Raw genomic sequence first — 19292 nt, forward strand, 5'->3', positions numbered from 1 at the left:
TTGTGATTCCTTTCGGCAGGGTGTCCGCTATATGACACCTGCGAGTACGAGGATCTTGAGTTGTGAGAGAGAACGTGGTCCGGTGGTCGAGTAGCGCCCGGCGCAGCCGGGCGCGTATCGAGACCTCGCGATCTCGATACGGCCTGCGGCCTACTCGATCACCGGGAACGGAGTGCTAGACGCGGCGACGCTTGGGCGGGCGGCAGCCGTTGTGCGCCTGGGGCGTCACGTCGTTGATGCTGCCGACCTCGAGGCCCGCGGCCTGGAGCGAGCGGATCGCGGTCTCGCGGCCCGAGCCCGGGCCCTTGACGAAGACGTCGACCTTCTTCATGCCGTGCTCCTGCGCCTGGCGGGCGGCCGACTCGGCGGCCAGCTGCGCGGCGAACGGGGTCGACTTGCGCGAGCCCTTGAAGCCGACGCCGCCCGAGGAGGCCCAGCTGATCACGGCACCGGTGGTGTCGGTGATCGAGACGATCGTGTTGTTGAACGTCGACTTGATGTGGGCCTGGCCCACGGCGATGTTCTTCTTTTCCTTCTTGCGCGGCTTGCGAGTCGCCGCCTTGGGTGCTGCCATGTTCGAAATCTCCTAGATCTTGGCGCGAGCGGTTACTTGCGGCCGGGCTTCTTCTTGCCGGCGACGGTGCGCTTCGGGCCCTTGCGGGTACGAGCATTGGTCTTGGTGCGCTGACCGCGGACCGGGAGGCCGCGGCGGTGGCGGATGCCCTCGTAGGAACCGATCTCGACCTTGCGGCGGATGTCGGCGGCCACCTCGCGGCGGAGGTCGCCCTCGACCTTGTAGGTGCCCTCGATGTGGTCGCGCAGGGCGACGAGCTGCTCGTCGCTGAGGTCCTTCACGCGGATGTCGCCGCTGATGCCGGTGGCCTTCAGTGTCTCGAGCGCGCGGGTGCGACCCACGCCGTAGATGTAGGTCAGTGCGATCTCCACGCGCTTCTCGCGCGGGATGTCGACTCCTGCCAGACGTGCCATGGTGGCGTTCTCCTGTTGAGTGAGTGGAGGTGTGGAGCACTTCCGGTGCCTCGGCCTCCGTCCGAGGGTGTCCCCCTCGCCCTCACGGGCTCGGGTTCATGGAAGTGCCGTATTCAGTTCGCGTCGGCGCGGGACTAGCCCTGGCGCTGCTTGTGGCGCGGGTTCTCGCAGATCACCATGACGCGGCCGTGGCGGCGGATGACCTTGCACTTGTCGCAGATGCGCTTGACGCTGGGGTTGACCTTCACAGTCGTGGTTCCTTTTTTCGCTGTCCTCGTACCCGCGGGGTGCCGCGGGTCGTTACTTTCCGAACAGCCCTTACTTGTAGCGGTAGACGATGCGGCCGCGGGTCAGGTCGTACGGGCTCAGCTCCACGATCACGCGGTCCTCGGGGAGGATGCGGATGTAGTGCTGGCGCATCTTTCCGGAGATGTGGGCGAGCACCTTGTGCCCGTTGGTCAACTCGACCCGGAACATCGCGTTCGGGAGAGCCTCGATGACCGAGCCTTCGATCTCGATGACGCCGTCTTTCTTGGCCATAGCCTCACTATCGCTTGGAGTTTGGGTATTCGGTCGTGCGATGATGATGCACGACCTCGACAGGGCCCATCGGGCATGCCGAAGCGGGCGTGCAAAACACCAAGGGTCAACTATAGGCGAACCGGCCGCGATTCGCCAGTCGGCCTGCGCGTCAGCTCGCCGTCCTCCGGGCCACCGTCTCGACGAGACGGTCATGCAGCGGATGGCCCTCCCGGATCTCGCACACCTCGTGCACGAACGCGGCGGCCGCATCGGTCCGCAGCCGCTCCTGCAGCTCGACGCTCTCGGGGTCGGACGGCACGTCGAACCCCAGCGCGGCCCCGACCGCGGCGAGCAGTCCGTCGTACGGGAGCCCTCGCTCGGCGAGCTCGGCGGCCGGTGCGATGAATCGCTCGCGACGGCCGAGCTTGCGGATGGGCTGGCGCCCGACGCGCTCGACCGTGTCGGGCAACGCCTCGTTGCGGAAGCGGCCGAGGATCGTCGCGCGGTACGAGGCCTGCTCCTCCTCGGTGAAGCCGTGCTTGGCGACGATGAGCGCCGAGGTCTCCTGGAGCACACGCTCGACCCGCTCGGCGACCGCCGCATCGGCGAGCGCCTCGGCGATCGTCGCGTGGCCGGCGAGGAAGCCGAAGTAGGCCGTCGAGGCGTGCCCGGTGTTCACCGTGAAGAGCTTGCGCTCGATGTACGGACCGAGCCGGTCGACGAAGTGCGCTCCCGGGATCGGCGGCGGCGCCTCCCCGAACGGCGGCCGCTCGATCGCCCACTCCGAGAAGACCTCGACCGTCACGTCGAGGCCGGCCCCCTCGGGCTGGCCCGGCACGATGCGGTCGACGGCGGTGTTCGCGAACACCGCGCGGCGCTCGAGCTCGAGCCACTCGTCGGGTCCCGCAAGGTGCTCGGTCTCGGCGCGCAGCATGCTCGTCGCGTCGATCGCGTTCTCGCACGCCATGACGGCCAGCGGCGCGGCGCCCGGCGAGCGGTCGCGCAGCGCCTGGAGCACGTGCGGCGCGATGAAGCGCAGCACGTTGGGCCCGACCGCGGTGGTGAGCACGTCGGCGTCGGCGAGCTCGGCGGCGAGGGCCGCGCCATCCGCCTGGCTGTTGATCGCCCGGTACCGGTCGACGACGAGGTCGCGCGCACCCTCGCCGACCTCGTGCACGGTGTAGCGGTCGGATGCCGCGAGCGCGTCGATGAGCTCGGCGTTGACGTCGGCGAACACCACCTCGTAGCCCGCGTCGTGCAGCAGCAGGCCGATGAACCCGCGCCCGATGTTGCCCGCGCCGAAGTGGACCGCCTTCACGACTCGTTCACCTCCGCGAGGACGCCGATGAGTTCCTCCGCGCTGCCCGCGGCGAGGAGCCGGTCGACCTGCTCCTCGTCGGAGAACACGATCGCGATCTTCGACAGGATCTCGAGGTGCTCGTTCTCGAGGCCCGCGATGCCGACGACGAAGCGCGCCGGCTCCCCGCCCCAGTCGATGGGCTCCTCGTAGCGCAGGAGCGACATCGCCGAACGGCGGATCAGGTCCTTCGCCTCGTTCGTGCCGTGCGGGATGGCGAGCCAGTTGCCCATGTACGTCGACACGGTCGCCTCGCGCTCGAGCATCGACTCGATGTACGACGCGTCGACGGCCCCCGCGTCCACGAGGATGCGGCCCGCCGCACGGATGGCATCGTCGCGTCCGGCGCTGCCCGGCACGATCCGGACGTTCTCGGCGGGCAGGATCTGGTCGGTCATGGGAGCTCCCTCTTCCTGGTCGTGCTCGTGGTTCGGCTGTCGTTGTTCCCGTTCGGTCCCTCGACGGGGTGGATGACGCGACCGCCCGGGTCGCGACCGTCAGGTGCGGTCGTGACCCGGGCTCGATTCATCCGGTCGGCGTCGTGCTCGTCACTTCTCCTCGTGCTGCGCCTTGATCAGGTCGACGACCTCGTCGTACCTCGGCGAGTTCATGAAGTTGTCGACCGAGACGTGGACGGCGTCGGGCGTCTGATGGCGTGCCCGGTCCGTCAGCTGGTTCTGCGTGATGACGAGATCCACCGACGAGTCGAGGGCCGCGATCGCCTTGTTCACGACCGTGACGTCCTCGATGCCCGCCTTCTTGATCTTGTTCCGGAGGACGCTCGCGCCCATCGCGGACGAGCCCATGCCGGCGTCGCAGGCGAACACGACGTTCTTGATCTCCCGCATCGTGCCGGTCGCGGGGCCGCCGCGCCCGTCGGCCTGGGTCGCCGCGCCGCCGCGCAGGTTCGCGAGGGCGTCGGAGCTCTTGCCCTTGGCCGCCTCGGTCTGCGTGATCGCGGCGCCGAACGCGTCGTCGGAGACCGCCATCGCCTCGAGGTCGCGCTTGCGCGACGCCCGCAGGATGACCGCCGAGATGGCGAACGTCACGCCCGCCGACAGGATCACCGAGAGGATCACGGCGAAGTAGGCGCCCGGCGCGGTCTGGAGGAGGACCGCGATGATGCTCCCTGGCGCGGCCGGAGCCCGCAGGGCGCCGTCCAGCACCATGTTCGTGCTGACGCCGGTCATGCCGCCCGCGATGAGCGCCAGGATCAGGATCGGCTTCATCAGCGCGAACGGGAAGTACACCTCGTGGATGCCGCCGAAGAACTGGATGATGGCCGCACCCGGTGCCGACGCCCTCGCCGCGCCGATGCCGAAGAACGTGAACGCCAGCAGCAGGCCGACGCCCGGGCCGGGGTTCGCCTCGAGCAGGAACAGGATCGACGAGCCCTCCTCGGCCGCCTGCGAGAGGCCGAGCGGGGTGAGCACGCCGTGGTTGATGGCGTTGTTCAGGAACAGCACCTTGGCCGGCTCGATGATGATGCTGGTCAGCGGAAGCAGGTTCGTCTCGACGAGCCAGGCCACCGCGCTCGAGAGGGCGTTCATGATGCCGTTCACGAGCCACGCCACGGGGTAGAACCCGACGACGGCCATGACGAAGCCCCAGATGCCGGCCGAGAACATGTTCACGAGCATCTCGAAGCCCGCCCGGACCTTGCCCTCCCAGATCGAGTCGAGCCGCTTCATGGTCCAGGCGGCGAGCGGGCCGAGGATCATCGCGCCGATGAACATGTGGATCTGTCCGAGCTGGTTGTCCTCGGGCAGGGTCGCGTTCACCTGGGCGATCAGCAGGTCGGACCCGGCGATCGCCCCGAAGGTCGCGATGCCGCCGACCACGCCGCCGCGGATGCCGTAGATCATCGAGCCGCCGGTGTAGCCGATCAGGATCGGCAGCAGGTAGTGGATGAACGGACCGACGATCGTCGCGAGGTCCGCGTTCGGCGTCCAACCGACGCCGATGAAGAACGCGGTGAAGATGCCCCACGCGATGAGCGCGGGGATGTTCGGCATGATCATGCCGCTGAGGAAGGTGCCGAATCGCTGGACGTGGACGCGGGCTCCCCCGGGTCGCTTCGCCTCAGCAGACGTCGTCGTCATGGTGGGCCTCCTGTGTCTGTTACCGGATCACGGCACGGGCGTGCCGGTGGGGGTGGGTGCGGATTCGGCGGCATCTCGTGCCGCCTGCTTCGCCTCGGCCGCTCCCTCTGCGACCAGGGCTGCCCGGGCGATGCGCTCGGCATCCTCCCGGGTGTACCGCGCGAGGGAGGCGCGGACGTCTGCGAGTGCCGACGGTGACATCGACAGGCTCGTGGCGCCGAGGCCGACGAGCACCACGGCGAGCAGCGGATCGGCGGCGGCCTCGCCGCAGATGCCGACGGGGCGGCCGTCGGCCCGGCCCGCGTCGCCGACGTGCTTGACGAGGTGGAGCACCGACGGGTGCCACGCGTCCTGCAGGTTGGCGACCGTGCCGAGCAGCCGGTCGGCGGCCATCGTGTACTGGGTGAGGTCGTTCGTGCCGATCGACGCGAAGTCGGCGACCTTGAGGATGTGCCCGGCGATGAGCGCGGCCGACGGGGTCTCGACCATGACGCCGGCGACCTTGATGCCGAGCTCGTCGCACAGCTGCGTGAAGTAGCGGGTCTCCTCGACGGTCGCGATCATCGGCGCCATGACCCACAGGTCGGCGTCGGTCGCGGCGTCGGCGGCGGCGAGCGCGGTGAGCTGCTCGCGCAGGATCACCTCTGAGTGCCGCAGCGCGCGGATGCCACGCAGCCCGAGCGCCGGGTTCTCCTCGTGCGCGTCGTTGAGGAACGACAGCGGCTTGTCGGCGCCGGCGTCGAGCACGCGCACGACGACCTTCTTGCCCGCGAAGGCGGTGAGCATGCGGGTGTACTGCGCCTGCTGCTCGGTGACGGACGGCGCGCTGTTCGCGTCGAGGAAGAGGAACTCGGTGCGGAACAGGCCCACGCCCTCGGCGCCGAGCTCGAGCGCCTCGGCGGCGCCGTCGGCCGAGCCGAGGTTGGCCAGCAGCGGCACGGGCGTTCCGTCGGCGAGCGCGCCCGGCGTGATGGGCGCGGCGGCGCGAGCGGCGCGTTCGGCGATGCGCTCCTGCGTTGCGGCGACCGCGTCGGGCGACGGCCCCTGCACGACCAGGTCGTTCGCGGCGTCGACGATGACGGTGTCGCCGTCGGCGAGGCTCGCGGCGTCGGCCGCGCCGACGACCGCGACGATCGACTTCTCGCGGGCGAGGATCGCGGTGTGCGAGGTCGGTCCGCCGTCGATGGTGACGAGGCCGAGCACCTGGCCGAGGTCGAGGAGCGCCGTGTCGGCCGGCGCGAGGTCGCGCGCGACGAGCACGAACGGGTGTCCGGGGTTCGGCACGCCGGGCGCCGGCACCTTGAGCAGGTGCGCGACCACGCGCTGCGACACGTCGTCGAGGTCGGCCGCGCGCTCGCCCATGTACCCGCCCATGGAGGCGAGCAGGTCGCGGAACGCGGCGAACGCCTCGAAGACCGCGCGCTCGGCGGTCTTGCCGCTCGCGAGCCGCGTCACGATGTCGTCCATGAGCGTCGGGTCCTCGGCCATCATGGCCTGGGCCTCGAGCACGTCCTGGGCGGCGCCGCCGGCCTGGGCGCCCTTGCGCTGCAGGTCCTCGGCCACGACCGAGAGCGACGCGCGGGCGCGCTCCTCCTCGCGTGCGGGGTCGAGGTGGCTCGGCCGGTCCACCGGCTCCGGCAGCCGCTCGGCCATGCGCACGACCGGTCCGACGGCCACACCCTGGCCGATCCCCGTGCCTCTGAACTCCATCACTCGCCCCTCCGATTCGATTCGATGGGCGACGGATGCCGCGGGCTACTCGTCGTGATCGGTGCTGAGCAGCTCGACGAGCTCGTCGAGCACGCGCTGCTCGTCGCCCCCGTCGACCGCCACGGTGACCTCGTCGCCGAAGTCGATGCCCTGCGCGATGACGGCGAGGATGCTCGCCGCATTGACGGGCGCACCGCCGTTCTTCGCGATGGTGACACTCGATCCCGATGCCGCAGCGGCCTGGGTGAACAGCTTCGCGGGCCGCGCGTGCAGCCCGTGGGTCGATCCGACTCGAACAGTGCGCTCCACCATGTCTCCGGCCTCCGTCGCTGGCGTCCGTTCCCGCCTTCACCATAGACCCGTGTGCGCGCGCAGGGAACGGGGTTGCGCGGCGTGGGGGCGTTCATGATCGTGCTCCGGCGATCTCGATCGCGACGTCGAGCGCCGCATCGCCGTCGAGCGTGCGGGTCTCCCCGGGCAGCACCGCGAGCGGCACGGAGGCCGCGGCCGCGGCCTCCGCGAGTGACGTCAGCCGCTCGGCGAGGTGCGTGCCCACGAGCAGGGCGTCGGCGCCGGCGAGCGCCTCGGCGAGCGTCTGCTCGCCTGCGGCCTGCACGTCGACGTCGAGTCCGCGCGCCTCGGCGGCCCGGCGGATCCGCAGCGCGGCGAAGGTGCTCGACGCACCCGCTCCGCACACGACGACGATCCGCATCGCCTGCCTCCTCGCCCGGCTTCGCCCGGTCCTCTTTGATCGGTCACGACGGATGCCGCGATCGTTCCGAGTCTGCTCCGGGCGGGTCGGCCCGCGCCAACAGACCTGCTTCCGCACCCCCGGAAGATGCGCTGGGGACGGGGCCGGAACCGGTCGCGGAGTGGTTGACTGGACGGCACCCGCCGGGCAAGAGCGCCGCGGCGGCGATCGGGAGATCGCGAGAACGGGAGCGAGCTGACGTGCCGGAGAAGTGGGAGCGCCTCGTCGGAGCCCTCGCCGACGACGACTGGGTGACGGCGTCCCGCCTCGCGGAGCGTCTCGGGGTGTCGGATCGCACCGTGCGCACGTACGCGGCCCAGGCGAACCGCGGCGGCGAGGCGGTCGTGGAGTCCGGCCCCGACGGCTACCGCCTCGACCGGCGCGCCTGGGCCGAGCGGCTGCAGGCCGCCCCGGCCGCCTCCGACGCCACGACACCCGACGGACGCCGCGCCCGCCTCATCCGCGACCTCGCCGATGCGCCCGACGGCCTCGACGTGCACGAGGCGGCGGCCGCCGCGCACGTGAGCGAGTCGACGATCGAGGCCGACCTCGGCCGGGTCCGCGCGCGGCTGCAGGGCACGGGCCTCGCGCTCGAGCGCGACGGCAGCACCGTGCGGCTCGCCGGCCCCGAGTCGGCGATGCGCCGGCTCGTCGGCTCGCTCGTCCGCGAGGAGGGGCGGCGTGGCATCCGGGACCTGTCGTCGCTGCGCGAGGGGTTCGCGCCGATGGACGGCTTCCGGCGGGCGCTGCTCGTCGGGCTCGACGAGGCCGGCTACGCGCCGAACGAGTACGCGCTCGACGACGTACTGCTGCACGTGGCGATCGCCCTCGACCGGGTCGCGCGCGACCGGACCCTCGCCGCGACGTCCGCCGCCGGCACGCCCGGACCCGACGACGGGCTCTCGGGCCTCGTCGACGAGCTCGTGCGCCGCGAGTTCGGTGTGGGCCTGCCGCCGGCCGAGCTCACCCACCTCGCCCGGCTGATCGGCACGCGCGCGGCGACCCGCCGGTCGGGCGCGACGCGTGCCGGGGTGCTGCGCGAGATCGTCGAGCGCATCTCGCGGGACTGGCTCGTCGAGCTCGGCGACGACGAGTTCATCGAGCGCCTGGCCCTGCACGTCGACAACCTCGCGGCGCGCGCCGCCGAGCACAGCTACTCGCGCAACCCGCTCACGGCGTCGATCAAGGCCGCGTACCCCCTCATCTACGATCTCGCGGTCTACCTGGCCAGCGAGCTCGCCCGGCTCGAGGGCATCACCGTCAACGACGACGAGATCGCCTACCTCGCGATGCACCTCGGCGCGCAGCTCGAACGCACGCGGGCCCGCGGCGAGGTCGTGCGGGTCGCGGTCGTCGCCCCCGAGTACCACGACGCCCGGGCCCTGCTCGTCGAGCGCCTGCGCGGACGGCTCGGCGACGAGGTCGAGCTCGTCGTCGGCGAGCCGGGGACCCCCGAAGCGGACGTCGCGACCGCCGCGCCCGACGCCGATCTCGTCGTCGCCGTGCTGCCTCCTCGCGCCGCACTCCCCCACGTCGTGACGGTGTCGCCGCTGCCCACCGAGGACGACCTCGAACGCGTCCGCACCGAGGTCGCCCGCCTCCGCCGCGGCCGGCGGCGCGCCCGCCTCGCCTCGACGCTCTCGCGCACCATCGGCCCCGACCTGTTCGTGCGCGGCGTCGGCGGTCGCGAGCGCGAGGACGTCATCCGGCTGCTCGGCGACCGGCTCATCTCCGCGGGCGTCATCGACGACGCGTACGTGGCGGGCGCCCTCGAGCGCGAGCGGATGTCGTCGACGGCCTTCACCGACCTCCTCGCGGTGCCGCACGCGATGACCATGAGCGCCTCGCGCAGCGCGATCGCCATCGCGATCGACGAGCACCCCATCGAGTGGGGTGGGGCGAACGTGCACGTCGTCGCGCTCATCGCGTTCGCCGAGGGGGGCCGGGCCGAGTTCCAAGCCGTGTTCGACCAGTTCGTCGAGGCGTTCTCGGAGCCCGAGAACGTGCGGCGCCTGGTGCGCGGCGCGCTCGACTATCCGGGCCTGCTCGCCGAGCTCTCGGGCATCATGGCGCCCTGACTCGGGCGCGGCGCGGGCTCACGCGATCGGCGCGGGACGGACGCCGAACGGCGCCAGGCCCGCGGCGCCCCCGTCGGGCGCGGTGAGCACCCAGATGCCGTCGCGGTGCACGGCGACGCTGTGCTCGGCGTGGGCGCCGTCGCTGCCGTCAGCGGTCGTGACGGTCCAGCCGTCGTCCCGCACGAACGTCTCGGGGGATCCGGACGTGATCATCGGTTCGATCGCCACCACGAGGCCCGGCGCCACGCGCGGTCCGCGACCTCGGACCGCGTGGTTGTAGACGGTGGGCTCCTCGTGCATGGCGCGCCCGATGCCGTGCCCCCCGTATCCCTCGAGGATGCCGTACGGGCCCGACGCCGTCACCGACGCCTCGATCGCCTCGCCGACCTCGTTCAGGTGGCGGGCGGTGGCGAGCCGGGCGATGCCGGCCCAGAGCGCCAGGTCGGCGGCCTCGGCGAGGTCCTCGCGCGCCCGCACCACATCGGGCCGGGCCGGGTCGGGCAGCACGACCGTGAAGGCCGCGTCGCCGTTCCATCCGCCGACCTCGGCACCGCCGTCGACCGACACGATGTCTCCGGGGCGGAGGGCCCGCTCCCCCGGGATGCCGTGCACGACGTCATCGTCGACCGACACGCACAGCGTGTGCGCGTAGCCGGGCTCGAGCCGGAAGTTCGAGCGCCCGCCGCGACCTCGGATGACGGCGTCGGCGACCGCGTCGAGCTCGAGCGGCGTCGCGCCGACCCGGAGCCGTTCGCGGACCGCGGCCAGAGCCGCGGCCGTCGCCTCACCCGCCGGGATCATCGCCCGCAGCTCGGCGGGCGACCGCAACGGGAGGCGCCGGAACACCCGAGCGTCCCGGGGCTAGGCCGCGCCCGCGCTCGGCGCGGCGTCGCCGGACCCGTTCGGGACGAGCCCGCGCTGGGCCAGTGCCGCGAAGATCCGCTCGGTCACCTCGTCGAGCGTGCCGACGCCGTCGACGTCGAGCACCAGGTCGCGCTCGCGGTACACGTCGAGGATGGGCGCGGTCTCGCGCTCGTAGATCGCGAGGCGATTGGCGATGACCTCCTCGGTGTCGTCGGTGCGGCCCTGGTCGATGGCGCGCTGGCGCAGTCGTGCGATGCTCTCCTCGCGGGGCACCTCGAGCTCGATGACGGCGTCGAGCGACTCGCCCCGACCGTCGAGGAACGCGTCGAGGTGGTCGACCTGGCCGCGGTTGCGCGGGTAGCCGTCGAGCAGGAAGCCGTGCGCGGCGTCGGGCTGGGCGAGCCGGTCGCGCACCAGCTCGCTGGTCAGCTCGTCGGGCACGAGGTGACCGGCCTCGATGATCGCCTGGACCTGCTTACCCAGCTCGGTGCCGCCCTTGACGTTCTCGCGGAAGATGTCGCCGGTGGCGACCTGCGGGACGCCGAAGGCCTCGGCGACGAGCACGCCCTGCGTGCCCTTGCCCGAGCCCTGCGGGCCGACGATGAGGAAGCGGGCGGACGCGGCAGAGGTCATCGGAGGAGTCCTTCGTAGTGGCGCTGCTGGAGCTGCGCGTCGATCTGCTTCACGGTCTCGAGTCCGACGCCGACGATGATGAGGATCGACGCGCCGCCGAAGGGGAAGTTCTGGTCGGCACCGACCGCGGCGAAGAAGATCAGCGGCAGGAGCGCCACGAGTCCGAGGTAGAGCGAGCCGGGCAGCGTCACGCGGGTGAGCACGTAGTCGAGGTACTCGGCCGTCGGGCGGCCCGCGCGGATGCCGGGGATGAAGCCGCCGTACTTCTTCATGTTCTCCGCGACCTCGTCGGGGTTGAACGTGATCGCCACGTAGAAGTACGTGAAGCCCACGATGAGGAGGAAGTAGATGAGCATGTAAAGCGGGCTGTTGCCCTGCGTGAGGTTGTTCGTGATCCACACGACCCAGGCCTGCGGCTCCTCGCCGGCGGCGGGCTGGTTGAACTGCGCGATGAGCGCGGGCAGGTACAGCAGCGACGAGGCGAAGATGACGGGCACGACGCCGGCCATGTTGACCTTGATCGGGATGTAAGTGTTGTTGCCGCCGTAGGTGCGGCGACCGACCATGCGCTTGGCGTACTGCACCGGGATGCGGCGCTGCGACTGCTCGACGAAGACGACGGCGAGCACGATCAGCAGGCCGATCGCGAGCACGACCGCGAAGACGTCCCAGCCGCGCGAGATGCCGATGGCCCACAGCGAGCCGGGGAAGGTCGCGGCGATCGAGGTGAAGATGAGCAGCGACATCCCGTTGCCGATGCCGCGCTCGGTGATGAGCTCGCCGAGCCACATGATGAGGCCGGTGCCCGCGGTCATGGTGACGACCATGAGCAGGATGGCGTACCACGCGTCGTTGGTGATGAGCTGCGTGCACGACGGGTCGGAGTTCGCGGGGAACAGGGCGCCGGAGCGGGCCACCGTGATGAGCGTCGTCGACTGGAGGACGCCGAGCGCGATGGTGAGGTAGCGGGTGTACTGGGTGAGCTTGCCCTGACCCGCCTGGCCCTCCTTGTAGAGGGTCTCGAAGTGCGGGATGACCACGCGCAGCAGCTGCACGATGATCGACGCCGTGATGTACGGCATGATGCCCAGCGCGAAGACCGAGAGCTGGAGGAGCGCGCCGCCCGAGAACAGGTTCACGAGCTCGTACAGGCCGGAGGCACCCTGGTTCGCCGCGAGGCACTGCTGGACGTTGCCGAAGTCCACGAACGGCGCCGGGATGAACGAGCCGAGTCGGAACAGGGCGATGATGCCCAGCGTGAACCCGATCTTCCGGCGAAGGTCGGGGGTGCGGAAGATCCGCCCGATGGCGTTGAACACTCGTCCTCCTGTTACTGACGCCGCAGTCAGTCTGAATGCGGCTCGAGCCTGTCGAGACCCCCGTGAATCATACGCGAGGTCCCGACAGGCTCGAATTCCGTGTGTGCAGCCGGCCTTACTTGACCGAGCCGCCCGCGGCGACGATCTTCTGCTCGGCGGAGCCGGAGACCTTGTCGACCGCGACCGTGAGCTTCACCTGGATGTCGCCGTTGCCGAGCACCTTGACGCGCTCGTTCTTGCGGACGGCACCCTTGGCCACCAGGTCGTCGACGGTCACGTCGCCGCCCTGCGGGTAGAGCTCGGCGAGCTTGTCCAGGTTGACCACCTGGTACTCGACGCGGAACGGGTTCTTGAAGCCGCGGAGCTTCGGCGCACGCATGTGGTACGGAAGCTGGCCGCCCTCGAAGCCGGGGCGGATGTTGTTGCGGGCCTTCGAACCCTTGGTGCCGCGACCGGCCGTCTTGCCCTTCGAACCCTCACCGCGTCCGACGCGGGTCTTGTCCTTCTTGGCACCGGGCGCCGGGCGCAGGTGGTGCACCTTGAGCACGGGCTCGCGCACGACGTCGGCCTCGGCCTTCTTCGCGGGAGCCTTCTTGGCGGGGGCCTTCTTCGCCGGCGCCTTCTCGGCAGCGGCGTCGTCGGCCTTCGCGGCGGCGGCCTTGGCCGGCGCCTTCTTCGCGGGGGCCTTCTCGGCGGCGGCCTTGGCCGGCGCCTTCTTCGCGGGAGCCTTCTTCGGGGTCTCCTCGGCGGCCTTCTTCTCTTCAGCCATTAGTCGATCTCCTCAACGTTCACGAGGTGGGCGACCGTCTTCACGTAACCGCGGTTCTGCGGCGTGTCCTCGCGGACGACGGAGTCGCCGATGCGCTTGAGCCCCAGGCTGCGGAGCGTGTCGCGCTGGTTCTGCTTCTCGCTCACCTTGGACTTGATCTGGGTCACCTTGAGCTGCTTGGCCATCAGGCACCTGCCTTCGCTGCTGCGGCAGCCTCGGCCGCCTGGGCCTCGGCACGCAGCAGACGGGCCGGGGCGACCTCGTCGTAGTCCAGGCCACGACGGGCGGCGACGGCGCGCGGCTCCTCGAGCTGCTTGAGCGCCTCGACCGTGGCGTGCACGATGTTGATGGTGTTCGACGAGCCGAGCGACTTGCTCAGCACGTCGTGGATGCCGGCGCACTCGAGTACGGCGCGCACCGGACCACCGGCGATGACACCGGTACCGGGGCCGGCCGGGCGCAGGAGCACCACACCGGCGGCCGCCTCGCCCTGCACGGGGTGCGGGATCGACGAGCCGACGCGGGGAACGCGGAAGAAGTTCTTCTTCGCCTCCTCGACGCCCTTCGAGATGGCGGTCGGGACCTCGCGCGCCTTGCCGTAGCCGACGCCGACGAGTCCGTTGCCGTCGCCCACGACGACCAGCGCCGTGAAGCTGAAGCGACGACCGCCCTTGACGACCTTCGACACGCGGTTGATCGTGACGACGCGCTCGAGGAACTGGCTCTTCTCGGCGTCGCGGTCGCGACGGTCACGGCCCTGGCCGCGGTCGCGGCCGCCACGGCGGCCCTCGCGCTCGTTGCGCGGCGGCTCGGAGGATGCTGCCGTCTCGACGGGTGCCTCTGAAGTCACCTCGGTCTCCTTCACAGTGCCCTTGTTCTCAGTAGGTGCAGTGCTCACAGGTTCAGCCCTGCCTCTCGCGCTCCGTCGGCGATCGCTGCGACACGACCGGCGTACTTGTTGCCGCCGCGGTCGAACACGACCGAGTCGATCCCCGCCTGCTTGGCGCGCTCGGCGACGAGCTCGCCGACCTTCTTGGCCTTGGCGGTCTTGTCACCGTCGAACGCGCGGAGGTCGGCCTCCATGGTCGACGCGGAGGCCACGGTGCGGCCCTTGCTGTCGTCCACGACCTGGACGAACACGTGGCGGGCCGAGCGGGTCACGACGAGGCGCGGACGCAGCTCGGTGCCGACGACCTTCTTGCGAAGGCGGCTGTGGCGGCGCGAACGCGCTGCCGTCTTGGTCTTCACGGCCATGATTACTTACCACTCTTTCCGGCCTTGCGACGCACGACCTCGCCGGCGTAGCGGATGCCCTTGCCCTTGTACGGCTCGGGCTTCTTGATCTTGCGGATGTTGGCGGCGGTCTCGCCGACGGCCTGCTTGTCGATGCCAGCGACCGTGATCTTGTTGTTGCCCTCGACGGTCAGGGTGATGCCTGCCGGCGGCTCGACGGTCACGGGGTGCGAGAAGCCGAGCGCGAACTCGACCGCGCTGCCCTTCTGCGCGACGCGGTACCCGGTGCCGACGATCTCGAGGCCCTTGGAGTAGCCCTGCGTCACGCCGACGATGTTGTTCGCGATGAGGGTGCGGGTGAGGCCGTGCAGCGAGCGCGACGAGCGCTCGTCGTCGGGCCGGCTGACGAGGACCTGGTTGTCCTCGATCTGCACCTCGATGGGCTGCGCGACGGTGAGCGCGAGCTCGCCCTTCGGGCCCTTCACGGTGACGGCGCGGCCGTCGACCTTCACGTCGACCCCGGCGGGGATGTCGATGGGGAGTCGTCCGATTCGTGACATGGATCTACCACACGTAGGCGAGGACTTCCCCACCCACGCCCTTCTTCTCGGCCTGGCGGTCGGTGAGCAGACCGCTGGAAGTGGACAGGATCGCGACGCCGAGGCCGCCGAGCACCTTGGGGATCTCGGTCGACTTCGCGTAGACGCGCAGGCCGGGCTTCGACACGCGCTTGATGCCCGCGATCGAACGCTCGCGGTTGGGGCCGAACTTGAGCTGCAGGGTCAGCGTCTTGCCGACGCGCGCGTCGGTCACCTCGAAGCCCGCGATGTAGCCCTCGTTCTTCAGGATCTCGGCGATGTGCGCCTTGAGCTTCGAGTTGGGCATCGACACGGAGTCGTGGTGCGCCGAGTTGGCGTTGCGCAGGCGCGTCAGCATGTCAGCGACCGGGTCGGTCATCGTCATGACGGTGTTTCCTTACGTTCACCAGGTTTCAGGACCCGTTACACGGGGACTGACCTGTGGTGGTGGCGACTCGCGGTTGCGGGCCGCCGGATGCCGGTGCCGGCCGGACCTCGGATCACTCCGGGCCCGGCCAGCGGGCACAAACTCGTAGAGTCTACTACGCGGACTCGTTCGACTTGAACGGGAAGCCGAGCGCCTTGAGCAGCGCGCGACCCTCGTCGTCGGTCTTGGCGGTGGTCACCACGGTGATGTCCATGCCGCGGACGCGGTCGATCTTGTCCTGGTCGATCTCGTGGAACACGGACTGCTCCGTGAGACCGAAGGTGTAGTTGCCGTTGCCGTCGAACTGCTGGTCCGACAGCCCGCGGAAGTCGCGGATGCGGGGCAGCGCGAGCGAGAGCAGGCGGTCGAGGAACTCCCACATGCGGTCGCCGCGGAGCGTCACGTGGGCGCCGATGGGCTGGCCCTCGCGGAGCTTGAACTGAGCGATCGACTTGCGGGCCTTGGTGACCTGCGGCTTCTGGCCGGTGATCTTGGTCAGGTCGGCGATCGCGCCGTCGATGACCTTGCCGTCGCGCGCGGCCTCGCCGACGCCCATGTTGACCACGATCTTCACGAGACCCGGCACCTGGTGCGGGTTGGCGTAGCCGTTCGCCTCGGTGAGGGCCTTCGAGATCTCGTTCTTGTACTTCTGCTTGAGGCGCGGCTGGATCTTGCCAGCCGGCGCGGCAGTTGCGGTGTCGGTCATTACAGGTCCTTACCTGACTTCTTCGCGTAGCGGACGCGGACGGTCTTCTCGACGCCGTCCTTGGTGACCTTCTCGAGGCGGAAGCCGACGCGGGTCGGCTTCTTCGTCTCGGGGTCGACGAGCGCCACGTTCGACACGTGGATCGGGGCCTCGTGGGTCTCGATGCCGCCGGTCTTCGAACCGCGCTGCGTCTGGCCGACGCGCACGTGCTTCGTGACGTAGTTCACGCCCTCGACGACGACGCGGTTCTGGTCGACGAGCACCTCGATGACCTTGCCCTGCTTGCCGCGGTCTCCGCCGCGGGCCTGGCTGCGGCCCGAGATGACCTGGACCAGGTCGCCCTTCTTGATGTTCGCCATGGTTACAGCACCTCCGGCGCCAGCGAGATGATCTTCATGAACTTCTTGTCGCGAAGCTCCCGGCCGACCGGCCCGAAGATGCGGGTGCCACGAGGGTCACCGTCGTTCTTGAGGATCACCGCGGCGTTCTCGTCGAACTTGATGTAGGAGCCGTCGGGACGACGGGTCTCCTTCACGGTGCGGACGATGACGGCCTTGACCACGTCGCCCTTCTTCACGTTGCCGCCGGGGATCGCGTCCTTGACGGTGGCGACGATGACGTCGCCGAGGCCCGCGTAGCGGCGGCTGGAGCCACCGAGCACGCGGATGGTGAGCAGCTCCTTGGCACCCGTGTTGTCGGCGACCTTGAGCCGGGATTCCTGCTGAATCACTTCGTACTCCTTCTGAGAGGCAAGCCCAGGGGCTTACTTGGCCTTCTCGACGATCTCGACGAGGCGCCACCGCTTGGTGGCGCTGAGCGGGCGGGTCTCGGAGATCACGACGAGGTCGCCGATGCCGGCGGTGTTCTGCTCGTCGTGCGCCTTGACCTTGGACGTGCGGCGGATGACCTTGCCGTAGAGCGGGTGCTTCACGCGGTCCTCGACCTCGACGACGATGGTCTTGTCCATCTTGTCGCTGACGACGTAGCCGCGGCGGACCTTGCGGTAGCCGCGGGCGCCGGCGTCCTTGACGTCGTTCTCGGCCGACTCGTGGCCCGTCGTTTCCTTGGCGGTTGCCATGACTAGGCCTCCTTCGTCTCTGCGGCCTCAGCCGGGGCGTCAGCCGCGGCCTTGGCCTTCTTCGTCTTCTTGGCGGGCGCGGCGGGCGCCTCGACCGGAGCCGGCGTCGCACGGATGCCGAGCTCGCGCTCACGGATGACCGTGTAGATGCGGGCGATGTCGCGCTTGACGGCCTTGAGGCGGCCGTGGCTCTCGAGCTGACCCGTGGCCGACTGGAAGCGCAGGTTGAACAGCTCCTCCTTGGCCTTCTTCAGCTCGTCGACGAGACGATCGTCCTCGAAGGTGTCGAGCTCGACGATAGCGAGCTCCTTGGAACCGACGGCCATTATGCGTCGCCCTCCTCGCGCTTGATGATGCGTGCCTTGAGGGGCAGCTTGTGGATGGCACGGGTCATGGCCTCGCGAGCGAGTTCCTCGGAGACGCCCGAGACCTCGAAGAGGACGCGACCCGGCTTGACGTTGGCGACCCACCACTCGGGCGAGCCCTTACCGGAACCCATTCGGGTCTCGGCCGGCTTCTTCGTGAGCGGACGGTCGGGGTAGATGTTGATCCACACCTTGCCGCCACGCTTGATGTGACGCGTCATCGCGATACGAGCGGACTCGATCTGACGGTTGGTCACGTAGGCGGGGGTCAGGGCCTGGATGCCGAACTCGCCGAAGGAGACCTTCGTGCCGCCGGTGGCGTGGCCCGAACGGCCGGGGTGGTGCTGCTTGCGGTACTTGACTCGACGGGGAATCAACATGGTTATGCCTCAACTCCTGCGGCCGCCGGCTCCTGCGAACGGGGCGCACGGCGGGGACGGTCGCTGCGATCGCGCGACGGCTTCTGCGAAGCCTGCTCGCGCGCGAGCTCCTTGTTGGTGATGTCGCCCTTGTAGATCCAGACCTTCACGCCGATGCGGCCGAAGGTGGTCTTGGCCTCGTAGAAGCCGTAGTCGATGTTCGCGCGGAGCGTGTGCAGCGGCACACGGCCCTCGCGGTAGAACTCCGAGCGGCTCATCTCGGCGCCGCCGAGACGGCCCGACACCTGGATCCGGACGCCCTTGGCGCCGGCGCGCTGCGCGCCCTGCAGGCCCTTGCGCATCGCGCGGCGGAACGCCACGCGAGCGGAGAGCTGCTCGGCGATGCCCTGGGCGACGAGCTGGGCGTCGGCCTCGGGGTTCTTGACCTCGAGGATGTTGAGCTGGATCTGCTTGCCGCTGAGCTTCTCGAGGTCGGCGCGGATGCGCTCGGCCTCGGCGCCGCGGCGGCCGATCACGATACCGGGACGCGCCGTGTGGATGTCCACGCGGACGCGGTCGCGGGTGCGCTCGATCTCGATGCGCGAGACACCCGCGCGGTCGAGCGACGTCTGGAGCAGGCGACGGATCTTGACGTCCTCGGCGAGGTAGTCGGCGTAGCGCTGTCCGGGCTTCGTCGAGTCGGAGAACCACCGCGACACGTGGTCGGTGGTGATGCCGAGACGGAAGCCGTACGGGTTGACCTTCTGACCCATTACTTCGTACCCTCCTCGGGCGTGCCGAGCACGATGGTGATGTGGCTCGTGCGCTTGTTGATGCGGAAGGCACGGCCCTGCGCGCGCGGCTGGAATCGCTTGAGGGTGGTGCCCTCGTCGACGAATGCCGTCTTCACGTACAGGTCCTGCTCGTCCAGGTAGGTGTTCGTGGCGTCGGCCTTGACGCGAGCGTTCGCGATGGCCGAGGCGACGAGCTTGTACACCGGCTCGCTCGCACCCTGGGGTGCGAACTTCAGGATGGCGAGCGCCTCCTGAGCCTGCTTGCCGCGGATCAGGTTGACGACGCGGCGAGCCTTCATGGGGGTGACGCGGATGTGTCGCACGCGGGCGATCGACTCCACCATTTCTTCCTCCTTCACACCACCGCGACTAGCGGCGGCGGCCCTTCTTGTCGTCCTTCACGTGTCCACGGAAGGTGCGGGTGGGCGCGAACTCGCCGAGCTTGTGGCCCACCATGGTCTCGGTGACGAACACCGGGATGTGCTTGCGGCCGTCGTGCACGGCGATCGTGTGCCCGAGCATGGCCGGGATGATCATCGAGCGACGCGACCAGGTCTTGATGACGTTCTTGCTGCCGGCTTCGTTCTGCGAGACGACCTTGCGGAGCAGGTGCTCGTCGACGAAGGGGCCCTTCTTGAGGCTGCGAGGCATCTTCCTGAA

29 protein-coding genes are annotated in these 19292 nt (G+C 69.9%); 1 reads left to right on the forward strand and 28 read right to left on the reverse strand.

What is annotated here, in order from left to right; all coding sequences use genetic code 11:
- Positions 1–175 precede the first annotated feature (175 nt).
- From rpsK to AC3RKB_RS01170, 10 genes are all read right to left on the reverse strand, one after another.
- Positions 176–574, reverse strand: a complete 399-nt coding sequence (gene rpsK, locus AC3RKB_RS01125) for a 30S ribosomal protein S11 (protein ID WP_092668574.1) — start codon at positions 572–574, stop codon at positions 176–178.
- Positions 575–606: 32 nt separating this feature from the next.
- Positions 607–987 (reverse strand): 30S ribosomal protein S13, encoded by a 381-nt coding sequence (rpsM, locus tag AC3RKB_RS01130; protein ID WP_465542605.1) that lies wholly within the window; start codon positions 985–987, stop codon positions 607–609.
- 134 nt (positions 988–1121) lie between these two features.
- Positions 1122–1235, reverse strand: coding sequence for a 50S ribosomal protein L36 (gene rpmJ, locus AC3RKB_RS01135; protein WP_056734976.1), 114 nt, complete (start codon positions 1233–1235; stop codon positions 1122–1124).
- Positions 1236–1305: 70 nt separating this feature from the next.
- Entirely contained in the window at positions 1306–1527 is a 222-nt protein-coding gene (gene infA, locus AC3RKB_RS01140) for a translation initiation factor IF-1 (protein WP_011186713.1), read from the reverse strand.
- A gap of 151 nt (positions 1528–1678) precedes the next feature.
- Complete coding sequence (locus AC3RKB_RS01145) at positions 1679–2827, reverse strand: mannitol-1-phosphate 5-dehydrogenase (RefSeq protein WP_491434143.1); 1149 nt, start codon at positions 2825–2827, stop codon at positions 1679–1681.
- Positions 2824–3264, reverse strand: a complete 441-nt coding sequence (locus AC3RKB_RS01150; protein WP_491434144.1) for a PTS mannitol transporter subunit IIA — start codon at positions 3262–3264, stop codon at positions 2824–2826. The genes AC3RKB_RS01145 and AC3RKB_RS01150 overlap by 4 nt, the downstream gene beginning before the upstream one ends.
- Positions 3265–3414: 150 nt before the next feature.
- Positions 3415–4968 (reverse strand): PTS mannitol transporter subunit IIBC, encoded by a 1554-nt coding sequence (locus tag AC3RKB_RS01155; protein WP_491434145.1) that lies wholly within the window; start codon positions 4966–4968, stop codon positions 3415–3417.
- A gap of 27 nt (positions 4969–4995) precedes the next feature.
- Entirely contained in the window at positions 4996–6678 is a 1683-nt protein-coding gene (gene ptsP / locus AC3RKB_RS01160) for a phosphoenolpyruvate--protein phosphotransferase (RefSeq protein ID WP_491434146.1), read from the reverse strand.
- Positions 6679–6723: 45 nt separating this feature from the next.
- Entirely contained in the window at positions 6724–6990 is a 267-nt protein-coding gene (locus tag AC3RKB_RS01165) for an HPr family phosphocarrier protein (protein WP_204395448.1), read from the reverse strand.
- A 91-nt stretch (positions 6991–7081) separates the two neighbouring features.
- Complete coding sequence (locus AC3RKB_RS01170) at positions 7082–7390, reverse strand: PTS sugar transporter subunit IIB (protein ID WP_491434147.1); 309 nt, start codon at positions 7388–7390, stop codon at positions 7082–7084.
- A 239-nt stretch (positions 7391–7629) separates the two neighbouring features.
- Here AC3RKB_RS01170 and AC3RKB_RS01175 point away from each other — a divergent pair, with 239 nt between their 5' ends.
- The gene (locus tag AC3RKB_RS01175; RefSeq protein WP_491434148.1) at positions 7630–9507 is read left to right on the forward strand and encodes a BglG family transcription antiterminator; all 1878 of its coding nucleotides are present in this window, start codon (positions 7630–7632) and stop codon (positions 9505–9507) included.
- 18 nt (positions 9508–9525) lie between these two features.
- Here the strand turns inward: AC3RKB_RS01175 and map are convergent, their stop codons facing one another.
- The 18 genes from map to rpsS all read right to left on the reverse strand — a co-directional run bounded on the left by map (position 9526) and on the right by rpsS (position 19283).
- Positions 9526–10353: a type I methionyl aminopeptidase gene (map, locus tag AC3RKB_RS01180; protein WP_491434149.1), complete on the reverse strand. Its 828-nt coding sequence runs from the start codon at positions 10351–10353 to the stop codon at positions 9526–9528.
- Between the two features lie 15 nt (positions 10354–10368).
- The gene (locus tag AC3RKB_RS01185; RefSeq protein WP_491434150.1) at positions 10369–11004 is read right to left on the reverse strand and encodes an adenylate kinase; all 636 of its coding nucleotides are present in this window, start codon (positions 11002–11004) and stop codon (positions 10369–10371) included.
- Positions 11001–12323, reverse strand: coding sequence for a preprotein translocase subunit SecY (gene secY / locus AC3RKB_RS01190; protein WP_491434151.1), 1323 nt, complete (start codon positions 12321–12323; stop codon positions 11001–11003). The genes AC3RKB_RS01185 and secY overlap by 4 nt, the downstream gene beginning before the upstream one ends.
- A 115-nt stretch (positions 12324–12438) precedes the next feature.
- Positions 12439–13092: a 50S ribosomal protein L15 gene (rplO, locus tag AC3RKB_RS01195; protein WP_491434152.1), complete on the reverse strand. Its 654-nt coding sequence runs from the start codon at positions 13090–13092 to the stop codon at positions 12439–12441.
- The gene (rpmD, locus tag AC3RKB_RS01200; RefSeq protein ID WP_491434153.1) at positions 13092–13277 is read right to left on the reverse strand and encodes a 50S ribosomal protein L30; all 186 of its coding nucleotides are present in this window, start codon (positions 13275–13277) and stop codon (positions 13092–13094) included. The genes rplO and rpmD overlap by 1 nt, the downstream gene beginning before the upstream one ends.
- On the reverse strand, positions 13277–13990 hold the full coding sequence (gene rpsE, locus AC3RKB_RS01205; protein WP_491434154.1) for a 30S ribosomal protein S5: 714 nt from the start codon (positions 13988–13990) through the stop codon (positions 13277–13279). The genes rpmD and rpsE overlap by 1 nt, the downstream gene beginning before the upstream one ends.
- Positions 13987–14346, reverse strand: coding sequence for a 50S ribosomal protein L18 (rplR, locus tag AC3RKB_RS01210; protein WP_491434155.1), 360 nt, complete (start codon positions 14344–14346; stop codon positions 13987–13989). The genes rpsE and rplR overlap by 4 nt, the downstream gene beginning before the upstream one ends.
- A 2-nt stretch (positions 14347–14348) precedes the next feature.
- Positions 14349–14885: a 50S ribosomal protein L6 gene (rplF, locus tag AC3RKB_RS01215; protein WP_491434157.1), complete on the reverse strand. Its 537-nt coding sequence runs from the start codon at positions 14883–14885 to the stop codon at positions 14349–14351.
- Positions 14886–14889: 4 nt separating this feature from the next.
- Positions 14890–15288, reverse strand: coding sequence for a 30S ribosomal protein S8 (rpsH, locus tag AC3RKB_RS01220; protein WP_491434158.1), 399 nt, complete (start codon positions 15286–15288; stop codon positions 14890–14892).
- Positions 15289–15445: 157 nt separating this feature from the next.
- The gene (gene rplE / locus AC3RKB_RS01225; protein ID WP_491434159.1) at positions 15446–16036 is read right to left on the reverse strand and encodes a 50S ribosomal protein L5; all 591 of its coding nucleotides are present in this window, start codon (positions 16034–16036) and stop codon (positions 15446–15448) included.
- Positions 16036–16395: a 50S ribosomal protein L24 gene (rplX, locus tag AC3RKB_RS01230; protein WP_491434160.1), complete on the reverse strand. Its 360-nt coding sequence runs from the start codon at positions 16393–16395 to the stop codon at positions 16036–16038. The genes rplE and rplX overlap by 1 nt, the downstream gene beginning before the upstream one ends.
- A 2-nt stretch (positions 16396–16397) precedes the next feature.
- Positions 16398–16766, reverse strand: coding sequence for a 50S ribosomal protein L14 (rplN, locus tag AC3RKB_RS01235; RefSeq protein WP_129233339.1), 369 nt, complete (start codon positions 16764–16766; stop codon positions 16398–16400).
- A gap of 33 nt (positions 16767–16799) precedes the next feature.
- Positions 16800–17114 (reverse strand): 30S ribosomal protein S17, encoded by a 315-nt coding sequence (gene rpsQ, locus AC3RKB_RS01240; protein WP_491434161.1) that lies wholly within the window; start codon positions 17112–17114, stop codon positions 16800–16802.
- Between the two features lie 2 nt (positions 17115–17116).
- Positions 17117–17440: a 50S ribosomal protein L29 gene (gene rpmC / locus AC3RKB_RS01245; RefSeq protein WP_491434162.1), complete on the reverse strand. Its 324-nt coding sequence runs from the start codon at positions 17438–17440 to the stop codon at positions 17117–17119.
- Positions 17440–17859 (reverse strand): 50S ribosomal protein L16, encoded by a 420-nt coding sequence (gene rplP, locus AC3RKB_RS01250; RefSeq protein ID WP_491434163.1) that lies wholly within the window; start codon positions 17857–17859, stop codon positions 17440–17442. Before rplP ends, rpmC begins: the two co-directional genes overlap by 1 nt.
- Positions 17860–17861: 2 nt before the next feature.
- Positions 17862–18611, reverse strand: coding sequence for a 30S ribosomal protein S3 (gene rpsC, locus AC3RKB_RS01255; RefSeq protein ID WP_491434164.1), 750 nt, complete (start codon positions 18609–18611; stop codon positions 17862–17864).
- On the reverse strand, positions 18611–18976 hold the full coding sequence (gene rplV / locus AC3RKB_RS01260; RefSeq protein ID WP_092668524.1) for a 50S ribosomal protein L22: 366 nt from the start codon (positions 18974–18976) through the stop codon (positions 18611–18613). The genes rpsC and rplV overlap by 1 nt, the downstream gene beginning before the upstream one ends.
- 25 nt (positions 18977–19001) lie before the next feature.
- The gene (rpsS, locus tag AC3RKB_RS01265; protein ID WP_135063327.1) at positions 19002–19283 is read right to left on the reverse strand and encodes a 30S ribosomal protein S19; all 282 of its coding nucleotides are present in this window, start codon (positions 19281–19283) and stop codon (positions 19002–19004) included.
- Positions 19284–19292 lie beyond the last annotated feature (9 nt).

It is taken from the genome of Agromyces capsici, assembly GCF_058349965.1.